The following is a 26,575-nucleotide window of genomic DNA, read 5'->3' as shown; positions in this document are numbered from 1 at the left end:
GAGGACACCCATGCAGACCGCTGTCACGAACCCCAGGCCGGTCCTGGACAAGCCGCTCATGCACTACGGGAGCCGGACCCTCGAACGCCTCGCTCCCGGCGCCGAGCCGGCCACGTACCGGCAGGTCGAGATCAGTCCGCTCACCCCGCACTTCGGTGCCGTGCTCGGCGGTGTCGACCTGACCCGCCCGATCACCGGAGAACTCGCCGAGGAACTGCGCCAGGCCCTGCTGGAGTGGAAGGTGATCTTCTTCCGCAAGCAGACCGGCTTCACCGCCGAGCACCAGCTCGCCCTGTCCGGCGTCTGGGGTCCGCCCGAGCCGAACCCGTTCTTCCCCAAGACCGGCACGGCCGGTGTCTCGCGCCTCGCCAAGGACGCCAAGGCCGCCGGCAACAAGAACATCTGGCACAGCGACCACTCGTTCATGGTCAACCCGGCGCTCGGCTCCGTGCTGCGCGCCGTGGAGGTGCCGGGGGCGGGCGGCGACACGATGTGGGCGGACATGGCCGCCGCCTACGACAACCTGCCCGACGACCTCAAGGCCCGCATCGCCGAGCTCACCGCCGTGCACGACTGGGCCCCCAGCTGGGGCGCGCTCATGAACGACGAGCAGAAGGCCGAGTTCCGTAAGTCCTGGCCGCAGGTCGAGCACCCCGTCGTCGTCCGCCACCCGCGCAGCGGCCGCAGGACCCTGTACGTCAACGAGCCTTTCACCACCCGCATCAACGGCCTGTCCGACGCCGAGAGCCGCGAACTGCTCGACATCCTGGTGCTCCAGGCCCGCATCCCCGAGTACCAGGTCCGCTTCCACTGGGAGGCCGACTCGATCGCCATCTGGGACAACATCGCCACCCAGCACTACGCGATCAACGACTACTTCCCGCAGCGCCGGGTCATGGAGCGCATCGCCATCGCCGGCGTACCGCTCTCCTGACCCCTCCGCCCCTCTTCCCGGGAGATCCCATGACCGCGGCACCGATCGAACGGCCCCAGCACCCCACCGAAGCGGTGGCACCCGTCGGCACCCGTAACCGGGCCTGGACGGTGACCGTGCTCCTCGTGGTCTTCATGATGGTCAACTTCGCCGACAAGTCCGTGCTCGGCCTCGCCGCCGACGAGATCCGCGCGGACCTGCATCTGAGCGCCACTCAGTTCGGCCTCGTCAACGGCGCGTTCTTCCTGCTCTTCTCGGTCGCGGCCGTCCTCGTCGGCCTGGCCGCCGACCGGGTCTCGCCGAAGGTCCTGCTGCTGCTCATGGCGCTGCTCTGGTCCGTGGCCCAGGTGCCCGCCGCGATCGGCGGCGGCCTCGCCGTCCTCGTCGCCTCCCGGGTCTTCCTCGGCGCGGCCGAGGGGCCGGCCTTCCCCGTGGCGCAGCAGGCCACCCTCGCCTGGTTCCCCAACGACCGGCGCAACCTGCCCGGCGCCCTGATCACCCTGGGCGTCACGCTCGGGGTGATCACCTCCGCGCCCGGCCTGTCCTGGGTCATCCAGCACCACGGCTGGCGCACCGCCCTGTGGGTGCTGGCGGGCGTGGGCCTGGTGTGGGCCGCTGTCTGGAAAGCGTTCGGCGCCGACGGCGGACACCGCGTCGGGACCGACCGTAAGCCCGTACGCGAAGAGGAGCCCGCCGCCCGGGTCCCGTACCGCGCGATCCTCACCAGCCGCACCTGGATCGGCGCCACCTTCGCCTACTTCACCAGCTACTGGACCGTCGCCCTCATGCTGGTCTGGCTGCCGTCCTACCTGCGCAACGCCCTCGGCTACACCGCCGGCGAAGCGGGCACCGTCGTCGTCGCGCCCTGGACCATCGGCGCCGTCGTCCTGCTCGCCCAGGCCGGTGTCACCGGGCGGCTGATGCGGCGCGGCGTCGGCAGCCGCCGCGCCCGGGGCTGGGTCGGCGGCACGCTGCTCGCGCTCGGCGCCCTGTGCTGCCTGGCGGTCCCGCTCGCGGACGGCGCCACGGCCAAGACGGTGCTGATCGCCCTCGGCTTCGGGTTCGGCGGTTCGTACGCGGCCGTAGCGGCGACCACCGTCAGCGAACTCGCCCCGCCGAACAGGGCGGGCGGCGCGCTGGGCGTCATGAACGCGCTGGTCACCATGGCCGGACTGGCCGCCCCGGCCGTCGTGGGCGCCCTCGTGGACGCCCAGGGGACCGGCGGCTACCAGAACGCCGTCGTGCTCTCCGGTCTTCTCCTCGTCCTGGGGGCTGCGGCATCCTTCTGGCTCATCGACCCGGCACGCGACGCCGCCCGCCCGACCGCTGACACTTCCCCCACCGGACCCACCCAAGGAGCCCGCCCGTGAGCGCCGCCCCCGCACTCGACACCAGCTCGCTCGACCTCGCCGTCGCCGGCCTGCGCGACCGGGCCGGCACCTGGACCGCCACCCCGCTCACCGAGCGCGTCCGCCTCCTGGAGCGCATGCTCCCGCGCATCGCCGAGGCCGCGCCCGCCATGGTCGCCGACGCCGCCGCCGCGAAGGGGTACGCCGCCGACTCGGCCTGGGCCGCCGAGGACTGGGTCACCGCCCCCTGGGCGCTGGCCCAGACGGTGAGCGCCTACCTCCACGTGCTGCGCAGGCTCGCCGCCGGACAGGACCCGGTCGACCGCAAGGCCGTCCGCGAACGGGAGGGCCGCGTACTCGTCGACGTCTTCCCGGCCACCGGCTCCGACCGCCTCCTGCTGAGCGGGTTCACCGCCGAGGTCTGGACCCTCCCCGGGACCACCCGGGCGCAGGCGCTGGCCGACGCCGCGGGGGAGTACCGGGGCCGCCCGGGACGCCCGGCCGTCGCCCTGGTCCTGGGCGCGGGCAACGTCCCCGCGATCACCCCGCTGGACATCCTGCACAAGCTGTACGCGGAGGGCGAGGTCGTCCTCGCCAAGATGAACCCCGTCAACGCCTACCTGCGCCCGCACTTCGAGAAGGTGTTCGCCGAGTTCATCGAGCAGGGCTGGGTGCGCTTCGTGGACGGCGGTGCCGAGACCGGTGCCTACCTCACCACCCACGACGGCGTCGGCACCATCCACGTCACCGGCAGCGAACGCACCCACGACGCGATCGTCTGGGGCACCGACGAACAGGCCGAGCGGCGCAGGAGCGAGGACACCCCGCTCAACGACAAGCCGTTCACCAGCGAACTCGGCGGCGTCAGCCCCTGCATCGTGGCCCCGGGGCCGTGGAGCGCGGCGGACTTCCGCTTCCAGGCCGAGCACATCGTCACCAGCAAGATGAACAACTCCGGCCACAACTGCGTCGCCAGCCAGATCCTCGTCGTCCCCCGCGCGTGGGACGGCACCGAGCGGCTGCTCGCCGAGATCCGCCGGGTGCTGCGCGAACTGCCGCCCCGCGCCGACTACTACCCCGGCGCCGCCGACCGCCTCGACGCGGTCGTCCGCGCCCACCCGGACGCCGAGACCCACGGCGAGGGCGCCTGCCGCCTCCTGGTCCCGGACATCACCGACGAGGGCGACCCGATGCTCGACATCGAGGTGTTCGCCAGCGCCCTCGGAGTCGTACGCCTGCCGGGCGCCGACGCCCCCGCCTTCCTGCGCGCGGCCACGGAGTTCGCCAACGACCGGCTCCCCGGCACCCTCGGCGCGACCCTGCTCGTCCACCCCCGCACCGAACGCGCCCACCGCCGGGCGGTCGAGGAGGCGGTCGCCGGCCTCCGCTACGGCACGCTCGGCGTCAACTGCTGGTCGGCCTTCGGCTTCCTGCTCGGGTACACCCCCTGGGGCGCCTTCCCCGGGCACAGCCGCCAGGACATCGGCAGCGGCGTCGGCTTCGTGCACAACGCGTTCATGCTGGAGCACGTCGAGAAGACCGTCGTGCGCGCCCCCTTCGCCCCCGCCCCGCGCGGCCTGTTCACCGGCTCCCCGTCCCTGTCCCCGCGCCCCCCGTACTACGTCACCAACCGCACCGGCCGTACGACCATGGAACGGCTCACCGCGTACACGGCCGACCCGAAGGCGACCCGGCTTCCGGGGATCTTCGCCTCGGCGCTCCTCGGCTGATCCAAAGGACATGGGCGCCGGGCAGTCCCAGGCAGCCCCACGCCCATGTCGGATTTCCGCCAGCCCCCGCCCCCGCCGGTGGCCCATCCTTGAACCATGCACACCGACACCGAGCGCTGCGTCCGGGCGGTCCGGTCCAAGGACGCCCGCTTCGACGGGTGGTTCTTCACCGCCGTCCTGACCACCCGGATCTACTGCCGCCCGAGCTGCCCCGTCGTGCCGCCCAAGGCCGAGAACATGACGTTCTACCCCAGCGCGGCCGCCTGCCAGCAGGCCGGGTTCCGGGCCTGCAAGCGGTGCCGCCCCGACACCAGCCCCGGCTCCCCGGAGTGGAACGCCCGCGCCGACTCGGTGGCCCGCGCGATCCGGCTCATCCGCGACGGCGTGGTCGACCGCGAAGGCGTACCCGGCCTCGCCGCCCGCCTCGGCTACTCGCCCCGCCAGATCGAACGCCAGCTGCTCGCCGAGCTGGGCGCGGGACCGCTCGCCCTGGCCCGCGCCCAGCGCGCCCAGACCGCCCGCGTGCTCATCGAGACGACCGCCCTGCCCATGGCCGAGGTCGCCTTCGCCGCCGGGTTCTCCTCCGTACGCACCTTCAACGACACCGTCCGGGAGGTCTTCGCCCTCGCCCCCGGCGAACTGCGCGCCCGCGCCGCCCGCACCGCGCCCACACCCGTCACCCCGGGCGTCATCACGCTGCGCCTGCCGTACCGCGCCCCGCTCAACCCCAGCAACCTCTTCGGCCACCTCGCCGCGACCGCCGTCCCCGGCGTCGAGGAGTGGCGCGACGGCGCGTACCGCCGCACCCTCGCCCTGCCGCACGGCCACGGCATCGTCGCCCTCACCCCGCGCCCCGGCCACATCGCCTGCCGGCTCTCCCTCACCGACCCGCGCGACCTGACCCTCGCCATCAGCCGGTGCCGCTGGCTCCTCGACCTGGACGCCGACCCGGTCGCCGTCGACGAGCAGCTGTGCACCGACCCCCTGCTCGCCCCGCTGGTCGACGCGGCACCGGGCCGCCGGGTGCCGAGGGCCGTCGACGGCGCCGAGTTCGCCGTCCGCGCCGTGCTCGGCCAGCAGGTCTCCACCGCCGCCGCCCGCACCCACGCCGCCCGCCTGGTCACCGCGCACGGCACCCCGGTGGACGACCCCGAGGGCGGGCTCACCCACCTCTTCCCGGACCCGGAGGCGCTGGCCGGACTCGACCCCGAGCGGCTGGCCCTCCCGCGCAGCCGCCGCCGCACGCTCACCACCCTCGTCCAGGCCCTGGCGGACGGCTCGCTGCGCCTCGGCCCCGACTCCGACTGGGAGCGGGCCCGCACCGAACTGGCCGCGCTGCCCGGGTTCGGCCCCTGGACCGTCGAGGTCATCGCGATGCGCGCCCTCGGCGACCCGGACGCCTTCCTCCCGACCGACCTCGGCATCCGCAGGTCCGCCCAGCACCTCGGGCTGCCCTCCACGCCGGCCGCCCTCACCGCCCGCGCGGCCGGCTGGCGCCCCTGGCGGGCGTACGCCGTCCAGTACCTCTGGACCGTCGACGACCACCCCATCAACCACCTCCCGGACACGGAAGGAAGTGCCCCGTGACCCGGCAGCACACCGTCACCGACAGCCCCTACGGCCCGCTGACCCTCGTCGCCACCGACGGCGTCCTCGCCGGCCTCTACATGACCGGCCAGCGCCACCGGCCCCCCGAGGAGACCTTCGGGACGCCGGACCCCCGCCCCTTCACCGAGGCGATCCGCCAGCTCGACGCCTACTTCGCCGGCGAGCTGCGCGACTTCGACCTGCCGTTGCACCTGGACGGCACCCCGTTCCAGCGCGGCGTCTGGGAGCAGCTGCGGCTCATCCCGTACGGCGAGACCCGCTCGTACGGCGAACTCGCCGAGAACCTGGGCAAGCCCGGGGCCTCCCGGGCGGTGGGCCTGGCCAACGGGAAGAACCCGGTCGGCATCATCGTGCCCTGCCACCGGGTGATCGGGGCCTCGGGCGGCCTCACGGGTTACGGCGGCGGGCTGGACCGCAAACAGCGCCTGCTGGCGTTCGAGAACGGTACGCAGGCGAGCACCCCGGCGCTGTTCTGACGCGGGTACGGCGATGGGCCCCGCACACCCGCGTGCGGGGCCCATCGCCGTCCGGCACTTCCCGTGGCTCAGCCGGTGAAGATCTCGGTCACCGTCCAGATCGCCAGGCCCAGCATGCACAGCCCGCCGATGCGCTGCACGGTCTTCAGCGGTACGCGCTTCGCGATGAACCGGCCCGCGAGCAGCGCCAGCGCCGACACGGACATCAGGGCGGCGGCGGAACCGATCGCGGTGGACCAGGTGCCGTTGCTCGCGGCCAGGTTGGCGGTCGTGATCTGCGTGAGGTCGCCCCACTCGCTGATGAACACCGCCATGAAGGCCGTCGAGTACACCGGCCAGAACCCGGTCACCGTCTTCGGGCCCGTCTCGTCGTCCTCGTCGTCCCCGCCGCCACGCAGCAGCATGAACGCGCCGAAGGCGAAGAGCAGGGCCGAGACCAGCTTGACGATCCAGTCGGGCAGCAGACCGAGCAGCCCGCCCGCACCGACCGCGATGGCGACGTGCACGATGAACGCGGACGAGGTGCCGAACCAGACGTAGAGCGGGCGCATGCGCGTGCCCATGGCGAGCGACGCGAACATCGTCTTGTCCGGGAGTTCGGCGAGGAAGATCAGCCCGAAAGCGGTGATGATCGCCAGGGGGTCGAGATGCATTCCGGGTGGCTTTCTGTACGAGCCGGGCCCCGGGTCTCCGCGAAGTGCCGGTCGGCGTTTCGGAGGACCACTCGGCCCGGCATGACGGCACCGCCCACAGGGCGTGGGCGTGTCATACCTGACCGAAGGTCTCGCCCACCCGTGATGATCCACGAGCCCGGCCACCGGGAGCCGCGAGGCTCCAGTGTGTCGACGACCGGTTTGCGGGGCTACTCCCCTTCGCAGCCGTTCATGTTACCGCATGTCCGCGGGGGAGCGTCGCGGGTCCTGTACGCGGCCGTGGCCGTGCGGGCCCCGTCCGCACGCGGCGTGGAGCGCCGCCGCGGGACGGAGGCCCATGCGCGGAGCGTCAGTAGATGTTGGCGTCCACCTCGGGGCCGTCCCCACGAGCGGCGTTGATCTGCGCCCGCAGCGAGATCTCGTCGTAGACGCGCACCTCCTTGACGATGCGGCCCTCCTGGATCAGGAACTGCGAGACGCCCAGCACCGTCACCGGCCGGCCGGTGAGCGGGCCGAAGGCGGGGACGCCGCGGTAGGTGCCGTGCATCGTCCACAGGACGGCCACGCGCAGTCCGGCGTATCGCGGGGAGTGGTTCGTCTGGATGTCGCGGACGGCGAACCGGGCGTCGGGGAAGGGGCCGACCATGGCGAGCAGGTCGCTCTGGTAACGCTCGGGACGGATGACCGTCCGGTCGCCGATCGTGTGGAGGAACAGGTCGCGGTCCATGTAGTCGTGGACCTTGTTGAGCTGGCGCTGCGTCCAGACCTCGTCGATGAACCGCAGGACCATCTCGCACTCCGGGCGGAACTCGTCCGGGCGGGCGCCGCTGACGCCCTCCAGCAGGACGTCCCGCGGCGGTTCCTCCAGCATGGAGCCGCTGTACCCCTGGAAGGTCAGCTTGGCGGCCGCCTCGTCCGGGTCCTGGCCGCTCTGCAGGCAGTCGGCCAGGTCGTCGCGTACGACCCATTCCTCGACCATCCGGCCGCGCCGGTACAGGCAGTTGGCCACCGTGCGCTTGCGGATGCGGATGTTGCGGCCGTCGACCAGGTGCTCGTCGGCGGAGAAGACCAGGTGGCTGCTGAGGAACGCGTCGTCCCCGCGCGCCTCCCACACCACGTCCTCGGCCTGGCCGATGTGGCCCGGGGCGCTGCCCATGCGGATCGTGCTGCCTTCGATGACCCCGTCACGGCCGACGACGGTGCCGAGGCTGGTGTGCACGATGGAGTCGGGTTCGTAGTTGTCGACGATGTGCGCGATGTCGCGGTCGACCCAGATGCGGTCGGTGACCTCACGGATGAAGTCGTCCGGGTCCTTGTAGGGGAGGTATGCGACGGGGTCCAGGGTCATGGTGCTTCCGTTCCAGTGCGTGAATGCGTATGTAGAGGGATGTCAGGAGAGTAATCGGCCAGGACGCGTCCAGGGCGGCTGGGGTCCGGCTCCCGGCCGCCGTGAGCTTTATGGCTCGTGGTGTGTCGCTCCACTCGTCCGGGTCGGGCGAAGTGGGGCGGCGGCGGGAGTGGCGTACACGGCCGCTCCGATGACGCGGGAAAAGTCATGCATACGTATGAACTTTTGGTGGCTTCGAAGAGTCGCGACGGGGCCCGGTTCCCGGGCGGCGGCCCCCTCGCGGGCTGTCGGGACTGTCAGGTGAAGTCTTTCGCAGCCCCTGTCGCCCGCGGCGCGGCGAGCGAGCGGAAGGCGTCCATCAGGACGTGGGTCATGTTGAACAGGATCAACTGGGCCCCACGGCTTTCGGCGGCCGCCCCGGCCTCGAGGCCCGGCACGATCGTCATCACCGCGCATTTTTCGGCCCGGGCGGCCTCATGGACCCGGGCGATCAGGCCGTCGACCGTCGCGGGCTCCGGGAAGCCGCAGTCGACGGCGAGGTCGGCGGGGCCCACCAGGACCGCGTCCACCCCTTCGGTGGCGGCAATGGCGTCGGCGGCGTCGCAGGCGCGCCGCGTCTCTATCATCGCCACGACCAGGGTCTCGCGGGACGCCGCCACATGGTCGGCGGCCGTGACCGTACCGAAGCGACCGGCTCGGCTGTAGGTGGCGAAGCCTCGCTCCCCCCAGGGCGGATAGTGGCTGACGGAGACAGCCCTGCGGGCGTCCTGCGGGCCGTCCACGTGCGGGTGGATCAGCCCGGCGGCACCGAGGTCGAGACAGCGCAGGGCGAACGCCGGCTCGTCCGAGCCCACGCGGACCAGGACGTCGAGCCCGTGTGCCGCCGCGGCTGTCAGATGCTGCTGGAGCAGGGCTGTGTCGGCGGGCCCGTGCTCGCAGTCGATGGCCACGTAGTCCAGGCCCGCGACCCCCGCCATCTCCACGAGCGTCTCCGAGGGGAGCCGCAGCAGGGCGCCCCGCAACCGCTCGCCGGCCGCCAGACGCTGCTTCAGGCTGCGCCGTGCCGGGGTGGGTGCCGTCATCGGGCCACCATCCCCGCGGAGAGGTCGATATCGGCCCCGCACAGACCGCGCATGCGCAGCATCGCGCTGACCGCCTCGCCCACCTCGTCCTCGGTGACCATGCGGCCCAGGGCGGACCGTCCCACGAACGCCTGCTCGGCCTGTGCGTACGTGGTGCCGGTGCGCTCGGCCTCCAGCCGGAAGTTGCGCTCCATCCGCGGCCCGGACACCGGACCGGGAGACAGGGAGTTGACGGTCACGCCCAGGGGGCCGACCTCGCCGGCCAGGGTCGTGGTGAGGCCGATGACCGCCATCTTCGACGCGCAGTACGGTGTGCGCCGCGGCAGCGGGCGCTTGCCGGACACCGAGGCGATGTTGATGATGTCGCCGGCGCCCCGCGCGGTCATGGCGGGCAGGAAGGCCCGGCACATCAGGAACACCCCGCGCACGTTCACGTCGAAGACCTCGTCCCAGTCGCGCGGATCGATCTCGGTGAGGGGGGCCACCGGGCCGGCGATGCCGGCGTTGTTGACCAGGACCGAGATCTCCTCGTCGGCCAGGCTCCGGGCGAGTCCGTCGACGTCGTCCGGGCGGGAGACGTCGCAGACGCGGTGGGTGACGCGCGGCCCGAAGCGCGCCGCGGTCTCCTTGAGTACCGTCTCGTCGCGGCCGGTGATCACCACCCGTGCTCCGTCGGCGAGCAGCGACCCGGTCACGGCCCGGCCCAGGCCGCTGCCGCCGCCGGTGACGAGGGCGGTGCGGCCCTCCAGCGGAGAGGGGCGCCCCGTCATGCGACGTTCCCCTCGTTCCACGGCAGCGTGCCCTTGCCGTACTTGGCGGCCCGGACGTCACCGGAGCGCGCGTGCCCCTCGAAGAGCTCGACCCGGGCGGCCCGGCCGCACACCTCGCCGAGCAGCGCGGAGGACGCGGTGTCGGTGACCTCCTGGTACGTCACCGTCTTGAGGTACTTGCCGACCCACAGCCCGCCGGTGTAGCGGGCGGCGCCACGAGTGGGCAGAACGTGGTTGGTGCCGATGACCTTGTCGCCGTAGGAGACGCAGGTGCCCTCGCCCAGGAAGAGCGCACCGTAGTCCCGCATCTTCTCCAGTGCCTGGCGCGGCTCCTCGGTCAGCACCTCCACGTGCTCGCTCGCGTAGGAGTCGGCGATCTCGAAGGCGTCGTCGAGGGTGTCGGCGACGACGATCTCACCGTGGTCGCGCCAGGCCGGCGCGGCGAAGTCGCGGGTGGGCATGCCGGGCAGCAGACGCTCGATGTGCCGCTCGACCTCGCGGCCCAGCTCCTCGGACGTGGTGACGAGGACGGCCGGGGAATCGGGGCCGTGCTCCGCCTGCGACAGCAGGTCGACGGCCACCACGAACGGGTCCGCGTGGTCGTCGGCGATCACCAGGATCTCGGTCGGACCGGCGAACAGGTCGATGCCCACCTCGCCGAACAACTGCCGCTTGGCCTCGGCCACGTAGGCGTTGCCCGGACCCGCGAGCATCGGGACGCGGTTGATGGTCTCGGTCCCGAGGGCGAGCGCCGCGACGGCCTGGACCCCGCCCAGCAGATAGATCTCGTCGGCGCCGGCCATGTGCATCGCCGCGACCGTCGCGGCGGGGATCTCCCCGCGGATGGGAGGGGTGCACGCCGCGACGCGCGGTACGCCCGCCACCTTGGCGGTCACCACGGTCATGTGCGCGGAGGCGGTCAGCGGGTAGCGGCCGCCGGGCACGTAGGCACCGGCCCCGGAGACGGGGACGTGGCGGTGACCGAGCCGGACACCCGGCAGCGTCTCGATCTCGACGTCGGCGAGCGCGTCCCGCTGGGCCCGGGCGAACGTGCGGACCTGCTGCTGAACGAAGCGGATGTCGTCCAGGACGGTGTCGGGCACCTGGGACACGATCCGCCGGATCTCGTCCGGGTTCAGGCGGAACTCCGCGGGGCTCCAGTCGTCGAACTGCTCTGAGTACCGGCGGACCGCTTCGTCGCCGTGCGCACGGATGTCGTCGAGGATGGCGGCGACGCGGTCGCTGACGTCCGCTCGGGCCCGGGTCACCTGAGCGGCGGCGACGGGGGACTTGAGGTGTCGGGGCATGACGGCTCTCTTCCGGGTGGGGGTGGGGGAGACAGGTCGGACGGTGTTCAGAGGGAGGTGGCGGAGGCCCCCGCGACGGAGGCGGCCGCCACCAGGTCACGCAGTGCGGCCGTCACCGCGCCGGGCTGCTGCCAGGGCAGCAGGTGCCCCGCGTCGGGCAGCAGCGTCAGACGGGCTCCGGGCACGGCGTCGGCGACGCGGCGGTGGAAGGCCGGCGGGCAGAGGGTGTCGCGCGCCCCGCCCAGGACGACGCTGGGGCAGCGGGTCGCCCGCAGCACCTCGGCCGCGTCCGAGCGGGTCGCCTGTGCGGCGAGCTGGGCCCGGGCCGCGTCGGCGCCCACGGAGCGCGCCATCTCGCGGTAGCGGCGCGCCCCCTCGGGGGTGGGACTCCGGTCGGGGAACATGTCCGGCAGCGTCCGTTCGACGGCGTCCGGGAACCGGCCGGCCGAGATCAGCTCGTCCAACTCCTGCCAGGCGGTGTACTGCTCGGGGCGCGGTGCCGCCGCGTTCGTCGCCATGACGCACAGGCCGGCGACGCGTCCGGGCGCCCGGCGAAGCACCTCGAACCCGACGATGGCGCCCAGGCTGAGCCCGACGAGCACGAACGGGCCCTTCACGGCTGCCAGTACGTCCTCGGCGAGCGCGCCGACGTCCGGCCGGCGCAGGGCGACATGGTGGACGTCATGGCCGCCGGGAAAGGCCACCTCGCTCCACAGGTCCGCGTTGCACAGCATGCCCGGGACCACGACGAGAGGCAGAGGGCCCGCGGTGTCCTCGTTCGGCACGCGGGTCACCGGGAGCGCGCGGAACGGGGCAGCAGCGCGTACGGGGCGACGTACCCGTTGTGGTCGATGCCCAGACCCGCGTCCGCGGCGCTCTTGATCACTTCCTCGTCCCATTCCAGGCGGACACGGCCGTCACCGGAGTTGACCACCAGTAGGTCGCCCCGCTCGTCACCGACGTTGCGCACGGAGCGCCAGGCGTCCTGCGGCACGGAGATCATGTCGCGGGGACCGAGGCGCACCGAGAGGGAATCGGTGCGGTTGAGGGTGACCTCCCACAGGCCGTCCTTCACGATCAGGGTCTGGGTCTCGTGCTGGCGGTGCGCCGAGACGCCCTGTCCGGGTTCGGCGCGCAGCCAGGCGACGTTGTGCCCGTGGGGGTTGAAGACGCGCGGCTCCTGGTGCGGGTCCTCGGTCATGCCGTAGCCGATGACGCAGCTCAGTCGGGCACCTCCACCGGGCAGCGTGCTGTCGAGGAACGGACGGTCGGAGAAGACCAGCTCGTCCGCTGCGGCGATCCGGCGCTTCATCTCGTCCGGGGTGTAGCTGCGCAGCCGGTCGAGGTGCTCCTGCGCCAGGGGTGTGACGAGCTCGGACTCCGGCGGCACGGTGTCGCCCGCCACGGCGTCGACGAGTGTGTTGTCCGCGGTGAGGTACAGGCCGTGCTTCCGCGCCTCCCGCAGCACCGAAGGGCCCCAGATGATGCCGCCGGTGTCGTCCATGCCGAGCACGGTGAACATCCAGCCGTTGTCCGGGCCCGTGTTGGTGAACCCACGGAAGATCCAGGTCGGGATGGAGGCGATGTCGCCGGCCCTGAGCAGGAGTTCGCCCTCGGTGCCGTCGGCGCCCCAGCGCAGCAGGTACTCGCCCTCGGTGCAGACGAAGACCTCGGCCGTGTAGTGCAGGTGCAGGTTGTTGGTGATGCCGTGCGGCATCGCGGCGGCGCCGATGTTGTAGCCGTGCGGCAGCCGGAGGTTCACGTGCTGACCAGCTGCCTGGGAGACCCCCGGCCCGATCATCGCGTAGTTCTCCTTGCGGTCCGACCCGGGCGTGCGGCAGTCGATGAATGCCTGGTTGCAGGAGACGAAGTCGCTGCGACGCACGGTACGGCGTGCCAGCTCGCTGGGGGTGACAACGGTCTCGGGCATGGCCGCTCCTCGCTTGTGTATACGTATGCATACCTATGACATGTGGCGGGCGGTGGGATGTCAAGAGGGAAGGGTGATTCATTTTTTTCTTGCGCCTGTGCCCAGATGCTGCCCGGCGGGCAGGGTCTGGTGGCGTGTTTCCGCAGCGGACGGCGGGCGCCCCGGACACGGGCATGACATACGTATACTGATAAGGCGTGCGCCCTCGGACCGGCGCCGATTGCGACGAGGAGAGCGCCCATGGGGATCACCAGTCACGACGTGGCCAGGCTGGCCGGTGTCTCGCAGCCGACGGTCTCCCGCGCCCTGCGCGATGATCCCCGGGTTTCCCCGGCCACCCGGGAGAAGGTCAGACGGGCCGCCGAGGCCCTCGACTACGTACCGAGCGAGGCCGGACGCACCCTGTCGACACGTGCTACGCGGCGGGTCGGCGTGATCGTCACCGACCTGACCAACCCGTTCTACCCGCACGTCATCGCCCCGCTTCACGATGAGCTGGGGAGCCTCGGCTACCGGATGATGCTGATCACCGAGCGCTCCGACGAGGCGGTCGCCGAGGAGAAGCTCCTCGATCAGTCGATGGACGGCGTCGTCCTCGCCACCGCCACCACCGAATCCCGCCTGCCGGACCAGTTGGAGCGCCGGGGCATGCCCTATGTCTTCCTCAACCGGGACACCGGCCGGGCCGGCGACTTCGCCTCCGTCGTCGACAACGAGGGCGGCGGGCGGCTCGTCGCCCGGGAGCTCCTCGCCCTGGGGCATCGGCGCATCGCCGGCGTCTTCGGTGCTCCGAACACCACGACGGGCCGCGAGCGGGAACTGGGCTTTCGTCTGGCCCTCGCCGAGGCGGGGGTGGGGCTGCCGGAGGAACGGGTCGTGCGCGGAGCGTTCGAGTACGAGACCGGATACCGGGCGCTGCCCGCGCTCCTCGCGGCCGGCCGGCCGCCGACGGCGGTGTTCTGCGGCAACGACGTCGTCGCCATCGGGGTCCTGAACGCTGCCATGGCGGCGGGCGTCAGCGTGCCCGACGACCTCACCGTGATCGGCTTCGACGACCTTCCGATGGCCGCCTGGGAGGTGTTCCGGCTGACCACCGTCCGGCACGATCTGCGGGAGCTGTCGCGGCAGGCGGCCCACCTGCTGGTCCGCCGGATCGCCAAGGACGTGGACCCCGCCGGCGAACGCGTGGTTCTGCCGACGGAGTTCGTCCGCCGGGCCACCCACGCCCGCGCCCGCTGAGCCGCCGCGCCTCCGACGGGCCGGCCGCGGATGACCGCCTGCGTGCCGCCGCACCCGTGGCGCGGCGGCACGCGAGAGGTCAGAGCTGGTCGCGCAGAGCGGCCGGGAGGCCGTCGAACGCGCCGGAGGTCCGGCCGATCCGGTCGATGCGGAGCGTCGCGGTGGCGCCGTGGGCCGCCAGTCCCTCGAACGCCGAGATGCGTTCGACGGCGGGGGCCAGGGACGCGGTCCCCTCCTTCGACGCGCGCTGGTAGGTCAGCGGCTTCAGGAACCGGGAGACGGAGAGCCCCGCGTTGTAGCGGGCGGTCTTGCCGGTGGGCAGCACGTGGTTGGTGCCTGCGATGCCCTTGTCCGAGTAGGCGACCGTCGACCACGAGCCGATGAACAGCGAGCCGTAGTTGGAGAGGTTCTCCAGGTAGTAGTCGTCGTCCTCGGTCTGCACCTCCAGGTGCTCGGGAGCGATGACGTCGGCGACGGCCACCGCGTCGGCCCGGTCGGCCACCACCATGACGGAGCCGAAGTCGCGCCAGGCCGGTCCCGCGATGTCGCGCGTGGCCAGGGTCGCCAGCTGGCGCTCCATCTCCGCGATGACGGCCCGCCCCTGCCGCTCGGACGTGGTGATCAGGGCCGCGGGCGAGTTGGGGCCGTGCTCGGCCTGGCCCAGCAGGTCCGCCGCCACCCAGACCGGGTCGGCGCTGTCGTCGGCGATGACGGCGACCTCGGAGGGGCCGGCCAGCAGGTCGATGCCGACCCGGCCGAACAGCTGCCGCTTGGCCTCGGTGACGAACGCGTTGCCCGCGCCGACCAGCATGTCGACCGGAGCCTCGCCGAGCAGGCCGAAGGCCAGGGCGCCGAGCGCCTGGACGCCGCCGAGGGCGAACACGCGGTCGGCGCGGGACAGGTAGGCGCCGTACAGCACGGCGGGGTGCGCCCCGTGCTCACCGGAGGGAGGTGTACACGCCAGGACTGTGGGGACGCCGGCGGTCTTCGCCACGTTCACCGTCATGAAGGCGCTGGCGAGGAGGGGGAAACGGCCGGCCGGAAGGTACGCGCCGACCCGCGACACGGGTACGTAGCGCTGGCCGCCGGCCACACCGGGAGCGACCTCGATCTCGAAGTCCGTCAGGTGCTCGCGCTGCGCGGCGGCGAATCGGTGGGTGCGTTCGTAACCCATCTCCAGAGCGGTGCGGACGTCCGGCGGAAGGGCGTCGCCCGACTTCTTCAGTTCGGCGGCACCGATCTCCGGGTCGCCCGACCAGCCGTCCAGCTCCTCGGCGTAGGCGCGCACCGCGTCCATGCCCCTGCTCTCGATCTCCGTCAGCATCTGGGAGACGCGCTCGACCACCTTGGGGTCGCGCTGGGCGGGAGGACCGTCCACGGCCGGCTTCTTGAGCCACTGGAAAGGGGGAAGTGCCTGTGCTTCGGCGTGCGTGATCTGCATGGCAGGAACGCTAGACGGCACGCTGCCACAGGACTAGAGGGTCTGATCCTGTCACAACCACAGGGTTTTCCTGTCCTTGAGGGGGCAGGTCACAGACCGAGGTCGGTCCGCAGCTCGCGCAGGGTGTCCTCGGCGATCCTGACGAGCTCTCTGGTGGCCCTGGACAGAGGATGCCCCTGCCGCCTGACGAGGGCGATGGTGTCGAAGAGCGGGGGCGCGAAGGGGGCCGTGCGCAGACCGGGCGGAAACGCCGGGCCGGCGACCACCGCCCGACTGGCGATCGTGTCCCCCACCCCCGCGGCGGTGAGCTTCAAAGCTGCCTCGACGTGTTCGAGTTCGATCAGCGGATCGATGCGGAGGCCTGCGAGCTGGGCCCGCTCCGCCAGCTGACGCCGGGTGGGATCCTGCCACCCGTAATGAGCGTCGTAGAGCACCAGGGGCGCTCCGGCGAAAGCCTCCATGGTCACCGGCGTGCGGGTGCGCTCCTCGCTCGCGCTGACGTAGAGGACCTCGTCGCGAAGGAGAGGCCTCACCACCAGCCCTTCGTCATCGATCGGCAGCACGACGAGACCCGCCTCGATGCGTCCCGCGGCCACGGCCGACGCGGTCTCGGCCGAGTTCTGGCCCACCAGCCGCACCCGGACGGACGGATAGCGGGCGTGAAACAGCCGGACGAGGTCGGAGAGCAGGTAGTAGTCCGCGTTGCGGAGCACGCCGAGCGTGGCGGTCCCGCCGCCCAGCGAACCGAGCGAACGCACCGCCCGGGTGCCGCTCTCGGCGGCCTCCACCGCCTGCTGGGCGAACGGCAGGAGCTCCTGGCCGGCCGAGGTCAGGGTCAGGGTCCGGCTGCCGCGCGCGAACAGTTCGGCGTCCAGCTCCGTTTCGAGCCGGCGCACCAGTTCGGAGGCCGACGCCTGGGCGATGTCCATGGCCCGCGCCGCCGCGGTGAACGACCCGAGCCGCTCCGCCTCGACGAAGGCCCTCAGCTGGTTGAGGGTCATCCGATGCCTGTCCTGTCGAGTCGGTGGACCGCGTCCGAGTCGCACGGCCGCGACGACCTCGTTCTACCACGGTGCCTTCGGGGGGAGGGCGGCGCGGGGGCAGGTGAAGCCGTCATCGAGGTCCTGGTTCTTCCTGTGGATACCGCTGGGATGAGGGGGCTTGTCCCGTGGCCGACGCGGTGATTGGCTCGACCGTGTCCCCCGGATCCCACTCAGCGCGGAAGGCTGACCCAGCGATGACCACCCCCCTGTCGATCGGGCTCGTACAGACGGCCGCCCTGCACCATGCCGCGGATGATCCGGGCGCGTTCGCCACGGACGTACGCCGCGTGGTCGCGGCGCACCCCGGTGTGCGGCTGCTCGCCTACCCGGAACTGCACCTGTGCGGTCACCGGCCGGGCGAGGACCCCGAGACCGTGATGCACGCGGCGGCCGAGCCCCTGGACGGGCCGCGTGGCACCGCACTGGCCGCCCTCGCACGCGAACTGGGCATCTGGCTGGTTCCGGGCAGCGTGTACGAGCAAGGCGCGGACGGGCGGATCTACAACACGGCACCCGTCTACGCGCCCACGGGCGAACGAGTCGCGGAGTACCGCAAGATCTTTCCGTGGCGGCCGTACGAGACGACCGCGTCCGGCGGCGCTTTCGTGGTCTTCGACATGGCGGGCCACGGGCGCGTGGGCCTGACGATCTGCTACGACGCATGGTTCCCCGAGGTCACCCGCCACCTGGCGTGGCAGGGCGCCGACCTCGTACTCAACCTGGTGCGTACGCCCACCGTGGACCGAGCTCAGGAAGTCGTCCTCGCCCAGGCGAACTCGATCGTGAACCAGGTGTTCATGGCCAGCCTCAACGCGGCGGCTCCGGACGGTGTCGGGCGCAGCGTCGTCGTGGATCCCGAGGGGAACGTGCGCGCCGAGGCAGGGCCGGGCCCGGAGGAGGTCCTGACGGACGTACTCGATCTCGGTGAGGCCCGCCGGGTGCGCACGCGGGGAACCGCGGGTCTCACCCGGGTGTGGGATCCGTTCGAGGCCGGCCGGTCGCCGATCGCTCTCCCCCTGTACGCGGGACGGATCGATCCGGAGAGCTGGCGGCGCGGCGCGGAAGGCTGAGCCGCCGGCTCTCCGGCCGAGCGGTGCAAGGCGACCGCAGGAGGGCCCCGCGCGGGGCCCTCCTGTTCTTTCAGTTCTCCGACGGTTCCCCGGACCGGAGCCACACGGTGGTCCACGGGGGCAGCGCGTCGCCGGACAGCGGGCCGGAGGCGAGCAGGACCTCGCCCTCGGGCAGCGGGACGGGAGCGTCACCGAGGTTGCTGACGGTGTGCCAGCCACCGGTGCGGGTGAAGTGCAGCATGCCTTGAGCCGTCCGCTCCTGCGAGCAGGCCCACTCCAGCGTCTCGTCCGTGACCAGAGCGCGGCGCAGCCGCAGGGCCGCCCGGTACAGCTCCAGGAACGACTCCTTGTCGCCGCGCTGCTCCTCGGCCGCGTAGGCACCCCAGCCGGCCGGCTGCGGCAGCCACGAGCCCCCCGGGCCGAACCCGAAGCTCGAGCCCTCACGGGTCCAGGGGAGCGGCACCCGGCATCCGTCGCGGCCCTTGACACGTCCGCCGCTGCGTACCCACATGGGGTCCTGGAGATCCGCGCGCGCCAGATCGGCGACCTCGGGCAGGCCCAGCTCCTCGCCCTGGTACACGTAGGCGGAGCCCGGCAGGGCCAGCATCAGCAGCGCGGCGGCGCGCGCCTTGCGGACTCCCGTCGCCATGTCCGGTGCCGGCGTCCGGCCGTCACTGAGCAGCCAATCCTCGACATCGTGCTTGGTGCTGCCGGCGGGCAGGGCGTAACGCGAGACGTGGCGTACGACGTCGTGGTTGGAGAGCACCCAGGTGCTGGTCGCCCCTGCCCTCTCGGCGTCGGCGAGCGCGGAGCCGATCACCTCGCGCATCTCGGCGGCGTCGAGGCCGGCATAGAGGAAGTCGAAGTTGAACGCCTGGCCCAGCCCGTCCGCGGAGGCGTAAGCGGTGCGTCGCGCCGAGCGCACCCATGCCTCGGCGACGGCGAAGCGCGGCGGGTCGTAGGCGTTGAAGACCTGCCGCCAGCCGCGGTAGATCTCGTGAACCGCGTCCCGGTCCCACAGCGGGTGGCTGCCGTCCAGGGGAAGAGCCCCGGGCTGGTAGCTGAGGTGCTCGCCGAGGTCGCGCAGCGGCGCGCTCAGATCCTTGGCGAGGCCGTGGGCGACATCGACCCGGAATCCGGCGACGCCCCGGTCCGACCAGAACCGCAGGGTGGTGTGGAAGTCCTCGCGGACCTCGGGGTGGTCCCAGTTGAAGTCGGGCTGCTGCGGCGCGTACAGGTGCAGGTACCACTGGCCGTCCGGCACGCGGGTCCAGGCGGGGCCGCCGAAGCTGGACGGCCAGTCGGTGGGCGGCAGCTCACCGTCGGGTCCGCGGCCGTCACGGAAGACATAGCGCTCGCGCGCGGCTGACCCGGGCGCGGCGGCGAGGGCCTCCTGGAACCACACGTGCTGGTCGGAGGAGTGGTTGGGGACGATGTCGACCATGACCTTCAGGCCGAGCCGGTCGGCCTCGCGGATCATCGCGTCGAAGTCGTCCAGGGTGCCGAGCCGGGGATCGACGTCGCGGTAGTCAGCGACGTCGTAGCCGCCGTCGGCGAGCTGCGAGGGGTAGAAGGGGCTCAGCCAGAGGGCGTCCACCCCGAGGTCGGCGAGGTGGTGCAGCCGCGAGGTGACGCCGGGGATGTCGCCGATCCCGTCGCCGTCGGAGTCGGCGAAGCTGCGGGGGTAGACCTGGTAGATGACGGCCTGCCGCCACCAGTCCGCGTCGTCGGAGGCGGGGGCGGATACGTCGGGGTGGGGCATCTGTGAACCTCTCGGGCATGGGCCCAGGGTGGGGGTGGACAACGGTGCGGAGCGGAAGGGAGACGAGCGGTGGGCACAGGGGGATAGGGCCGGCCGCTGTCACGGATGTGCCGCGGGACGTGGCGCGTGGCGGATCAGCCCTTCACGGCCCCCGTGGTCATGCCGGAGACGACCGAGCGGCGGAAGATCAGCACCAGGAGGGCGATCGGTACGGTCGCCACCATCGCACCGGCGAAGATCACCCCGTACGGGACCTGGTACTGGCTGGTGAACAGCGCGATGCCGACCGAGACGGTGCGGCGGTCGTCGGAGCCGTTGAATGTCAGCGCGAGCAGGAACTCCGACCAGGTCGCGGTGAAGGAGAACACGCCGGCCGTGAACAGACCGGGCCGCGCCAGGGGGAGGATCACCGTCACCGCGGTGCGCAGCGGCCCGGCGCCGTCGACGACGGCGGCCTCCTCCAGCTCGCGTGGAATGCCGGTGAGGTAGTTGCGCATGATCCAGATCGCGAACGGCAGGTTCAGTGCCACGTACGGGATGATCAAGCCCGGATAGCTGTTGAGGAGGCCGACCTGGCGCTCCATCAGGAAGAGTGGCACGAGCAGGGCGATCGGCGGGAACACCGACAGCATCAGCAGCGCCGTCATGATCGCCCCCCGCCCGCGAAGCGGAAGCCTGGCGAGGGCGTAGCCGGCGAAGAACGCCAGGGACAGGATCAGCACGGTGGACAGACAGGCCACGACGACACTGTTGAAGAAGTAGTGGCCGATCCCGTTGCGGGAGAATGCGGTTTCGTAGTTGCTGAGGGTCGGGTGATGGGGGATCAGCGAGGGCGGTGTCGCGCTGATCTCGCCCGGCCCCTTCAGGGACGCCGTCGCCATCCAGATGAGCGGCAGCGTGGCGCACACGGCGATCAGGAGTCCACCGAGGTTGACGATGTTGACGTAACGGCGCATGCCTGTGCGCGGGACGTGGCGGCTCATGCCCGGCCCTCCTCGTCGACTTGGGCGCGGAATACACGCAGGAAGAGCAGGCAGCAGCCCAGGACGATGGCTGCGGTGGTGACCGCGACCGCGGCGCCACCGCCGAAGTCGAGGTTCTGGAAGAGGATGCGGTAGCCGAGGATCGCCACCGACTGGGTGGCTGTGCCCGGACCACCCTGGGTCAGCACGAACGGCAGGTCGAAGATCCCGAACGCCTGCAGGATGCGGAAGAGCACCGCGATGGCGACGATGGGCCGCAGCTGTGGCAGCGTGACCTTCCAGAACGTGGTCCAGGTGCCCGCGCCGTCGATCTCGGCGGCCTCGTACACGTCACCCGGGATGAGCATCAGGCCGGCGAGCACGACGATGGCGACGAACGGGGTCGTCTTCCACACGTCGACCGCCACCATCGCCGCCATCGCGGGCACCGGCCGCCCGAGAATGTCCGGCTGGGTGCCCAGCACCTGCTCGAAGAGCCAGCTCACGGCCCCGTAGGTGCCGTTGAACAGATAGGCCCACAGCTGTGCGGCCACCACGTTGATCAGGGCCCAGGGAAGCAGGAGCAGCGCGAGGATCCAGCCGCGGGCGGCGCCGAGCCGCTCCAGGACGAGCGCGACGAGTGTGCCGAGCACCAGCTCGACGAAGACCGAGACGACGGTGAAGCCCACGGTGAAGGCCAGCGCCCGGTACCACTCGGCGTGCGTCAGCAGCGAGGTGTAATGGGCGAGGGTGGGCGAGCCGAGGCGCAGTCCGCCGTATTCGAGCCGGACCTCGCAGAACGACAGCACCAGGGAGAAGAGGACGGGGAACACCGTCACCGCCGCCACGACCAGGAGGGCGGGGGAGGCGAAGATCCACCCGGTGCGGGCCCGAAGCCGGGCGGCGGTCCCCGGGGGCCTGTTCCGCCCGGTCGGTCGCGAGGCCCCGCCGCGCGTGCCGCGACCCTCGTCCTTGGACGGCACAACGGCCGTCTTCGCCTGCAGAGCGGAACTCACAGCGCCTTTCCTTCCAGGGCCGTACGCAGCCCTTCGCGTGCGGCGCGGACACCTGCGGCGGGGGAGAGATCGCCGCGCACGACCGCGTTCGCCGGGGTGTACAGCGCCTTGCTGACCTGCGGGTAGTAGGGGGTCTGCACGGGCCGGGAGACGAGCCGCAGTTCGGCGGCGCGCAGCACGGTCGGATCCCCGGCCGCGCGCGCCTCGCGGCCTCCGAGCACCGAGGTCATCGCGGGGATGACACCGGCCTCCCGGGCGAGCAGGCGCTGCACTTCCTCCCCGGCACAGAACCGGGCGAACTCCATCGCGGCGCCCAGCGCCTGGGAGCTGGGGTTGACGAAGTTGCTCCAGCCGCCGGCGCAGGAAACGCCGTGCCGGCCGGTGCCCTCGAAGCCCGGGCGCGGAACGACCCCGATCTTCCCGGAGACGCGGGAAGCGGTGGGGTTGCTCGCGTTGACCCAGGCGTAGGACCAGTTGCGCAGGAACAGGCCGCGTCCGTCGACGAAGGCGGCCTGTGAGTCCGATTCCTGATAGGTGGCCACGGTACGGGGGGTCACCCGGCGGGCGGTGAACTCGGCCATGAGCGAGAACGCCCGCTCGGCCGCCGCGTCGCCCAGGGCCGCCCGTCCCTGCTGGTCCAGGACGGTGGCGCCCGCGTCGGCGAGGAACTCGGTCACGTTGGCCGTCAGGGACTCGGTCACCGCCGCCTGCCACAGGAACCCGGCCTGCGTGTCACCGCTCTGCTGCACCACGCGGGAGGTGCGCAGCAACTCCTCCCAGCTGCGGGGGACGCGCAGCCCGTGCTTGGCGAGCAGGTCCTTGCGGTAGTAGAGGTAGGTGCTGTCGGTGAAGAACGGCACGGCGTAGACGCTGCCCCGGTACGAGGAACTGCTGCGCAGGGCGGCCGGGTAGGCGTCCCAGAAGTCGCGCGGGAGCAGTGTCTCCACCGGCAGCGCCAGCGAGGAGTGCCCGAACTGCACGGGCCACGTGGTGTCGCCCAGGTACACATCGGGCTGGGGGGAGCCGCCCGCGAGCTGAGTGGCGATGGCGCTGCGATTGCCGTCGGAGGTGGACAGCGCGTTGATCTTCGCTACGCGGATGTGGGAGTGCCGTCGTTCGAAGGCGCGGATGATCAGGTCGGCGACGACGGATCCCCGGCGCGAGGGAATCTCGGAAACCCACCAGGTCAGTCGGGCGGGCTTCTTGGGAACGGCCGCAGCCTGCGCGAGCAGGTCGTCGAGGTCTTTCCCTCCGCATCCGGACAGCAGACCTGCTGCGGCCGCGGTGGCGGCGCCCGTCAGCAGAGCTCTGCGACGCAGGGACATGGACGTGTTCCTCCCCTCTGGGACTGCCGAATGACAGCGCTAGCAACGTAGGTACCCATCAGTCGGCATGTCAACGGTTACAGCCCTCTTTCCTGGCGGAAAGCCTCCTTTGGCAGCGCTGTCACGATGTGACGGTCGGACGGGCGAATCAGTGTGTTACCGTCTCGCGCATGGCTGGTGAAGTCGTTGAAAAGGGCGCCACGTTGGCGGATGTCGCTCAGCGGGCCGGAGTGTCGCCCTCTACCGTCTCGCGCACGCTGCGCGGGCTGTCGACGGTGTCGCCGCAGACCCGGGTACGTGTGGAGCAGGCTGCGCGCGAGCTGTCGTTCGCGATCTCGCGCAGTGCGTCCAGCCTGGTGACGGGACGCACGGGCCGGGTCGCGGTGCTCGTCCCGAACCTCGATTCCTGGTTCCTGGGCGCCGCACTCTCCGGCCTGGCGCCCGCGCTCAACGCGGCCGGCCTGGACATGCTGGTCTACAGCGTCACCACCGCCGAGCAGCGTGCCCAGTTCTTCGACCGGTTGCCGGCCCGCCGCAACGCCGACGCCCTGCTCGTCGTCAGCTTCGCGCTCTCACCGGAGGAGCGGGCACGGCTGGACGACCTGGGCATGCCGCTGGCCTTCGTCAGTCAGCACCAAGAGGGCAGGGCCGGTGTCTACGTGAACGACGCGGAGGCCGCTCAGCGCGGTACCCGCTACCTGCTCAACCTCGGCCACCGGCGCATCGCCTACCTGGAGCCCGCGGACGCTTCGGGCTTCGCCTGGAGCAGCAGAGCCCGGCTCGACGGGTACCGCACCGCGCTGGCGGAGGCGGGCATCGACCCGGACGAGGACCTCGTCCGCGAGGTCGCGCACTGGCAGGGGCCCAACCTGGACGCGGCGGTGGGGCGGCTCCTGAGTCTCACGGAGCCTCCTACGGCGATCTTCGCCGAGACGGATGACATCGCCTTCAGGCTCCTGGCGATTCTGCGTGGGGTCAACGTCCCGGTACCGCAGGGGATGTCGATCCTCGGTTTCGACGGGCACGCGATGGCCGAGGCATGGGGGCTGTCCACGATGGCCCAACCCGCCCGTCGACTGGGTGAGGCGGCGGCTGAGCTGGCCCATGGCCTGATCCATGACCCCGAGGCGTACCGGGAACGACAAGTGGTCCTGCCGGTGGAACTCGTCCCGCGTGGCAGCACGGGGCCGGCGCCCCTCCCGGGCCGGGGCGATGCCGGGGACGCCGTTCGACCGGACCGCGCGTGACGTACCGTCATGCGCGGGAACGTACCGGCGACGGCGCCCAGCGAGATCAGGCCCCCCGCCGTCACCGCGCACGTACGCGGCGAAGGCGCTGAGCATCGCCCGGTCCAGGTGTTTCGCCGCCGACTCGTCCGCGAGGATCGCGGCGTAGTCGGCGGCGACGGTGTCGTACGGGGCGCAGGTGGCGTGGAGCGTCGCGGCCGGGACCGTATCCGGCCCCCCGGGTGCGGTGCTACCGTCGCGCCATGGCGAAGGTGGCGATCAGTCTCGACGCGGAACTCGTGGTCGAAGTGATGGTGCTCGCGGGGGTCGGCAATCCGCAGGACGCGGTCGAACTCGTCGTACGCGACTACATCGCGCGCGGACACCGCACCGAGGCCCGGGTCGCGGCGCGCGACGAGACCAGGCGCGAGGACGAGACCAGGCCGCCGGACACCCAGGGCTGACGGAGCACCCCGGGCCCTCAGCCCACGGGGCGGCCGTCCTCCAGCTCCACGGCGCCCGCGCAGGACTCCAGGGCCTTCAGCGCCGCGTGCATCCGCCCGGCGCGCGCACCGGTCAAGTACTGGCCGATCTCCGCCGGCTCGACCAGCTTCCACGACAGCAGCTCCGACTCCTGGAGCCGGATCGCCTTCAGCTGCGCCTCGTCCAGGACCCCGCCGTCGTACACGTACGCCACGATCGGCGGCCGGTCGCTGCCGCGCGTCCAGTCCACGACGAGGAGCCGGCCCGGCTCGATGTCGAGCCCGATCTCCTCCAGCGACTCGCGGCGCGCGCCCTGGCGCGGGCCCTCCCCGTCGGCCGACTCGACCGTCCCGCCGGGCAGCGTCCACCCCTCCCGGTAGCTCGGCTCCACCAGCAGTACCCGGCCGCTCGCGTCCCGGAAGATGCAGGCGGCTCCCACGAGGACCTTGGGAAGACCGGCGATATACGTAGCGTAGTCAGTGGTCGTCATACGGTCAGCGTAGGCCCACTTTGATCGATCAGACCATGGGCAGGGAGGGGGTACGGCGGATAGGGTCGGGACGGCGCGACTGCCTGTTCGAATGCAAAGGGAATCATGGTGACGGACGGAGCAGTGATGGAGACCGCACGCGTGCTCGTCGCGGCGGACAAGTTCAAGGGCTCGCTCACGGCCGTGCAGGTCGCGGAGCGGGTGACGGCCGGGCTGCGGCGCGTCGTCCCCGGCGTACGGGTGGAGACCCTGCCGGTCGCCGACGGCGGCGACGGCACGGTGGCGGCGGCGGTGGCCGCCGGCTTCGAGCGCCGCGAGGCGCGGGTGACCGGGCCCCTGGGCGACCCCGTCACCGCCGCGTACGCGGTGCGCGGGACCACCGCGGTGGTCGAGATGGCCGAGGCGTCCGGCCTCCAGCACCTGCCCGAGGGGGTCTTCGCGCCCCTCACGGCCACCACGTACGGCTCCGGAGAGCTTCTGCTCGCCGCCGTCGAAGCCGGGGCCCGGACCGTCGTGTTCGGCGTCGGCGGCAGCGCCACCACGGACGGCGGCGCGGGCATGCTCGCCGCGCTCGGCGCCCGCTTCCTCGACGCGGACGGCAAGCCCGTCGGGCCGGGCGGCGGCGGCCTCGCGGACCTCGCCGAGGCGGACCTGTCCGGGCTCGACCCGCGGTTCGCCGGCATCGACCTCATCCTCGCCAGCGACGTCGACAACCCGCTGACCGGCCCGAAGGGCGCGCCGGAGGTCTACGGCCGCCAGAAGGGCGCGACCGAGGCGGACATCGCGACGCTCGACGCGGCGCTCGCCCACTACGCCTCACTCCTCGGCCCCGCGCAGGCGGAGCTTCCCGGCGCCGGGGCGGCCGGCGGCATCGGCTACGGGGCGCTCGTCGCACTCGGCGCGCGCTTCCGCCCCGGGATCGAGGTCATGCTCGACGTCCTCGGCTTCGCGCCCGCGCTGGACCGGGCGACGTTCGTCATCACCGGCGAGGGCTCCCTCGACGCCCAGACCCTCCACGGCAAGGCTCCGGCGGGCGTCGCGGCGGCGGCGCGGGCGGCGGGGGTCGAGGTCGTCGCGGTGTGCGGCCGCCTCGCGCTTGCGCCGGAGGCGCTGGGCCGGGCCGGGATCCGGCGGGCGTACGCCCTGACGGAGCTGGAGCCGGATCCGGCGGTGTGCATGGCCCAGGCGGGGCCGTTGCTGGAGCGGGTCGCGGAGTCGATCGCGCGCGACTTCCTGGCCTGAACCGGGGCTCCGCCCCTAGACCCCGCGCCTCAATCGCCGGCGAGGCTGTTTTTCAGCCCCTCCGGCGATTGAGGAGCGGGGGCCCGGGG

General features: G+C 72.2%; 24 protein-coding genes. 10 read left to right on the top strand and 14 right to left on the bottom strand.

Annotation, left to right across the window (positions count from 1 at the left end):
* The first annotated feature begins 10 nt into the window (after positions 1-10).
* From ACLQ2N_RS04975 to ACLQ2N_RS04955, 5 genes are all read left to right on the top strand, one after another.
* A complete protein-coding gene (locus tag ACLQ2N_RS04975) occupies positions 11-934 on the top strand; it encodes a TauD/TfdA dioxygenase family protein (RefSeq protein ID WP_425809410.1) in 924 nt (307 codons plus the stop codon).
* Between the two features lie 29 nt (positions 935-963).
* On the top strand, positions 964-2,304 hold the full coding sequence (locus ACLQ2N_RS04970) for an MFS transporter (protein ID WP_425809408.1): 1,341 nt from the start codon (positions 964-966) through the stop codon (positions 2,302-2,304).
* Positions 2,301-4,013 (top strand): aldehyde dehydrogenase family protein, encoded by a 1,713-nt coding sequence (locus ACLQ2N_RS04965; protein ID WP_425809406.1) that lies wholly within the window; start codon positions 2,301-2,303, stop codon positions 4,011-4,013. Before ACLQ2N_RS04970 ends, ACLQ2N_RS04965 begins: the two co-directional genes overlap by 4 nt.
* A gap of 96 nt (positions 4,014-4,109) precedes the next feature.
* Positions 4,110-5,600, top strand: coding sequence for an AlkA N-terminal domain-containing protein (locus ACLQ2N_RS04960; protein WP_425809404.1), 1,491 nt, complete (start codon positions 4,110-4,112; stop codon positions 5,598-5,600).
* The gene (locus ACLQ2N_RS04955) at positions 5,597-6,097 is read left to right on the top strand and encodes a methylated-DNA--[protein]-cysteine S-methyltransferase (RefSeq protein ID WP_425809402.1); all 501 of its coding nucleotides are present in this window, start codon (positions 5,597-5,599) and stop codon (positions 6,095-6,097) included. Before ACLQ2N_RS04960 ends, ACLQ2N_RS04955 begins: the two co-directional genes overlap by 4 nt.
* A gap of 68 nt (positions 6,098-6,165) precedes the next feature.
* Here the strand turns inward: ACLQ2N_RS04955 and ACLQ2N_RS04950 are convergent, their stop codons facing one another.
* From ACLQ2N_RS04950 to ACLQ2N_RS04920, 7 genes are all read right to left on the bottom strand, one after another.
* Positions 6,166-6,750, bottom strand: a complete 585-nt coding sequence (locus tag ACLQ2N_RS04950) for a TMEM165/GDT1 family protein (protein WP_365683646.1) — start codon at positions 6,748-6,750, stop codon at positions 6,166-6,168.
* 349 nt (positions 6,751-7,099) lie between these two features.
* On the bottom strand, positions 7,100-8,098 hold the full coding sequence (locus ACLQ2N_RS04945) for an ester cyclase (RefSeq protein WP_425809400.1): 999 nt from the start codon (positions 8,096-8,098) through the stop codon (positions 7,100-7,102).
* A gap of 296 nt (positions 8,099-8,394) precedes the next feature.
* The gene (locus ACLQ2N_RS04940; RefSeq protein WP_425809398.1) at positions 8,395-9,180 is read right to left on the bottom strand and encodes an HpcH/HpaI aldolase family protein; all 786 of its coding nucleotides are present in this window, start codon (positions 9,178-9,180) and stop codon (positions 8,395-8,397) included.
* Positions 9,177-9,950, bottom strand: coding sequence for an SDR family NAD(P)-dependent oxidoreductase (locus ACLQ2N_RS04935; protein ID WP_425809396.1), 774 nt, complete (start codon positions 9,948-9,950; stop codon positions 9,177-9,179). The genes ACLQ2N_RS04940 and ACLQ2N_RS04935 overlap by 4 nt, the downstream gene beginning before the upstream one ends.
* The gene (gene hisD / locus ACLQ2N_RS04930) at positions 9,947-11,257 is read right to left on the bottom strand and encodes a histidinol dehydrogenase (RefSeq protein WP_425809394.1); all 1,311 of its coding nucleotides are present in this window, start codon (positions 11,255-11,257) and stop codon (positions 9,947-9,949) included. Before hisD (ACLQ2N_RS04930) ends, ACLQ2N_RS04935 begins: the two co-directional genes overlap by 4 nt.
* 47 nt (positions 11,258-11,304) lie before the next feature.
* A complete protein-coding gene (locus ACLQ2N_RS04925) occupies positions 11,305-12,042 on the bottom strand; it encodes an alpha/beta fold hydrolase (RefSeq protein WP_425809392.1) in 738 nt (245 codons plus the stop codon).
* 5 nt (positions 12,043-12,047) lie between these two features.
* Positions 12,048-13,187: a cupin domain-containing protein gene (locus ACLQ2N_RS04920; RefSeq protein ID WP_425809390.1), complete on the bottom strand. Its 1,140-nt coding sequence runs from the start codon at positions 13,185-13,187 to the stop codon at positions 12,048-12,050.
* A 240-nt stretch (positions 13,188-13,427) separates the two neighbouring features.
* Here ACLQ2N_RS04920 and ACLQ2N_RS04915 point away from each other — a divergent pair, with 240 nt between their 5' ends.
* Complete coding sequence (locus tag ACLQ2N_RS04915) at positions 13,428-14,426, top strand: LacI family DNA-binding transcriptional regulator (protein ID WP_425809388.1); 999 nt, start codon at positions 13,428-13,430, stop codon at positions 14,424-14,426.
* A 79-nt stretch (positions 14,427-14,505) separates the two neighbouring features.
* Here the strand turns inward: ACLQ2N_RS04915 and hisD (ACLQ2N_RS04910) are convergent, their stop codons facing one another.
* Entirely contained in the window at positions 14,506-15,867 is a 1,362-nt protein-coding gene (hisD, locus tag ACLQ2N_RS04910) for a histidinol dehydrogenase (protein WP_425809386.1), read from the bottom strand.
* Positions 15,868-15,956: 89 nt separating this feature from the next.
* Positions 15,957-16,868 (bottom strand): LysR family transcriptional regulator, encoded by a 912-nt coding sequence (locus ACLQ2N_RS04905; protein ID WP_425809384.1) that lies wholly within the window; start codon positions 16,866-16,868, stop codon positions 15,957-15,959.
* Positions 16,869-17,104: 236 nt separating this feature from the next.
* On the opposite strand from ACLQ2N_RS04905, the gene ACLQ2N_RS04900 reads away from it, so the two are divergent.
* Complete coding sequence (locus ACLQ2N_RS04900) at positions 17,105-17,980, top strand: carbon-nitrogen hydrolase family protein (RefSeq protein WP_425809383.1); 876 nt, start codon at positions 17,105-17,107, stop codon at positions 17,978-17,980.
* Positions 17,981-18,050: 70 nt separating this feature from the next.
* On the opposite strand, the gene ACLQ2N_RS04895 is transcribed toward ACLQ2N_RS04900, so the two are convergent.
* From ACLQ2N_RS04895 to ACLQ2N_RS04880, 4 genes are all read right to left on the bottom strand, one after another.
* The gene (locus ACLQ2N_RS04895; protein ID WP_425809381.1) at positions 18,051-19,742 is read right to left on the bottom strand and encodes an alpha-amylase family glycosyl hydrolase; all 1,692 of its coding nucleotides are present in this window, start codon (positions 19,740-19,742) and stop codon (positions 18,051-18,053) included.
* A gap of 134 nt (positions 19,743-19,876) precedes the next feature.
* Positions 19,877-20,725, bottom strand: coding sequence for a carbohydrate ABC transporter permease (locus tag ACLQ2N_RS04890; protein WP_425809379.1), 849 nt, complete (start codon positions 20,723-20,725; stop codon positions 19,877-19,879).
* Complete coding sequence (locus ACLQ2N_RS04885) at positions 20,722-21,720, bottom strand: carbohydrate ABC transporter permease (RefSeq protein WP_425809377.1); 999 nt, start codon at positions 21,718-21,720, stop codon at positions 20,722-20,724. Before ACLQ2N_RS04885 ends, ACLQ2N_RS04890 begins: the two co-directional genes overlap by 4 nt.
* Positions 21,717-23,045, bottom strand: coding sequence for an extracellular solute-binding protein (locus tag ACLQ2N_RS04880; RefSeq protein WP_425809375.1), 1,329 nt, complete (start codon positions 23,043-23,045; stop codon positions 21,717-21,719). Before ACLQ2N_RS04880 ends, ACLQ2N_RS04885 begins: the two co-directional genes overlap by 4 nt.
* A gap of 170 nt (positions 23,046-23,215) precedes the next feature.
* On the opposite strand from ACLQ2N_RS04880, the gene ACLQ2N_RS04875 reads away from it, so the two are divergent.
* The gene (locus tag ACLQ2N_RS04875) at positions 23,216-24,292 is read left to right on the top strand and encodes a LacI family DNA-binding transcriptional regulator (protein WP_425809373.1); all 1,077 of its coding nucleotides are present in this window, start codon (positions 23,216-23,218) and stop codon (positions 24,290-24,292) included.
* Positions 24,293-24,534: 242 nt separating this feature from the next.
* Positions 24,535-24,735: a type II toxin-antitoxin system VapB family antitoxin gene (locus ACLQ2N_RS04870; RefSeq protein ID WP_164398721.1), complete on the top strand. Its 201-nt coding sequence runs from the start codon at positions 24,535-24,537 to the stop codon at positions 24,733-24,735.
* Between the two features lie 17 nt (positions 24,736-24,752).
* Here the strand turns inward: ACLQ2N_RS04870 and ACLQ2N_RS04865 are convergent, their stop codons facing one another.
* Positions 24,753-25,244 carry an NUDIX domain-containing protein gene (locus tag ACLQ2N_RS04865; RefSeq protein ID WP_425809371.1) on the bottom strand — a complete coding sequence of 164 codons (492 nt, stop codon included), beginning with the start codon at positions 25,242-25,244 and terminating at the stop codon, positions 24,753-24,755.
* Between the two features lie 126 nt (positions 25,245-25,370).
* Here ACLQ2N_RS04865 and ACLQ2N_RS04860 point away from each other — a divergent pair, with 126 nt between their 5' ends.
* Positions 25,371-26,486, top strand: a complete 1,116-nt coding sequence (locus ACLQ2N_RS04860; RefSeq protein WP_425809369.1) for a glycerate kinase — start codon at positions 25,371-25,373, stop codon at positions 26,484-26,486.
* The last annotated feature ends 89 nt before the right edge of the window (positions 26,487-26,575 follow it).

Origin of the sequence: Streptomyces sp. DT224, from assembly GCF_049844595.1 — a bacterium.
Taxonomy (GTDB): Bacteria; Actinomycetota; Actinomycetes; order Streptomycetales; family Streptomycetaceae; genus Streptomyces.
The sequence above is the reverse complement of the archived record's forward strand: the minus strand, read 5'-3'. Positions and strand labels throughout refer to the sequence as shown.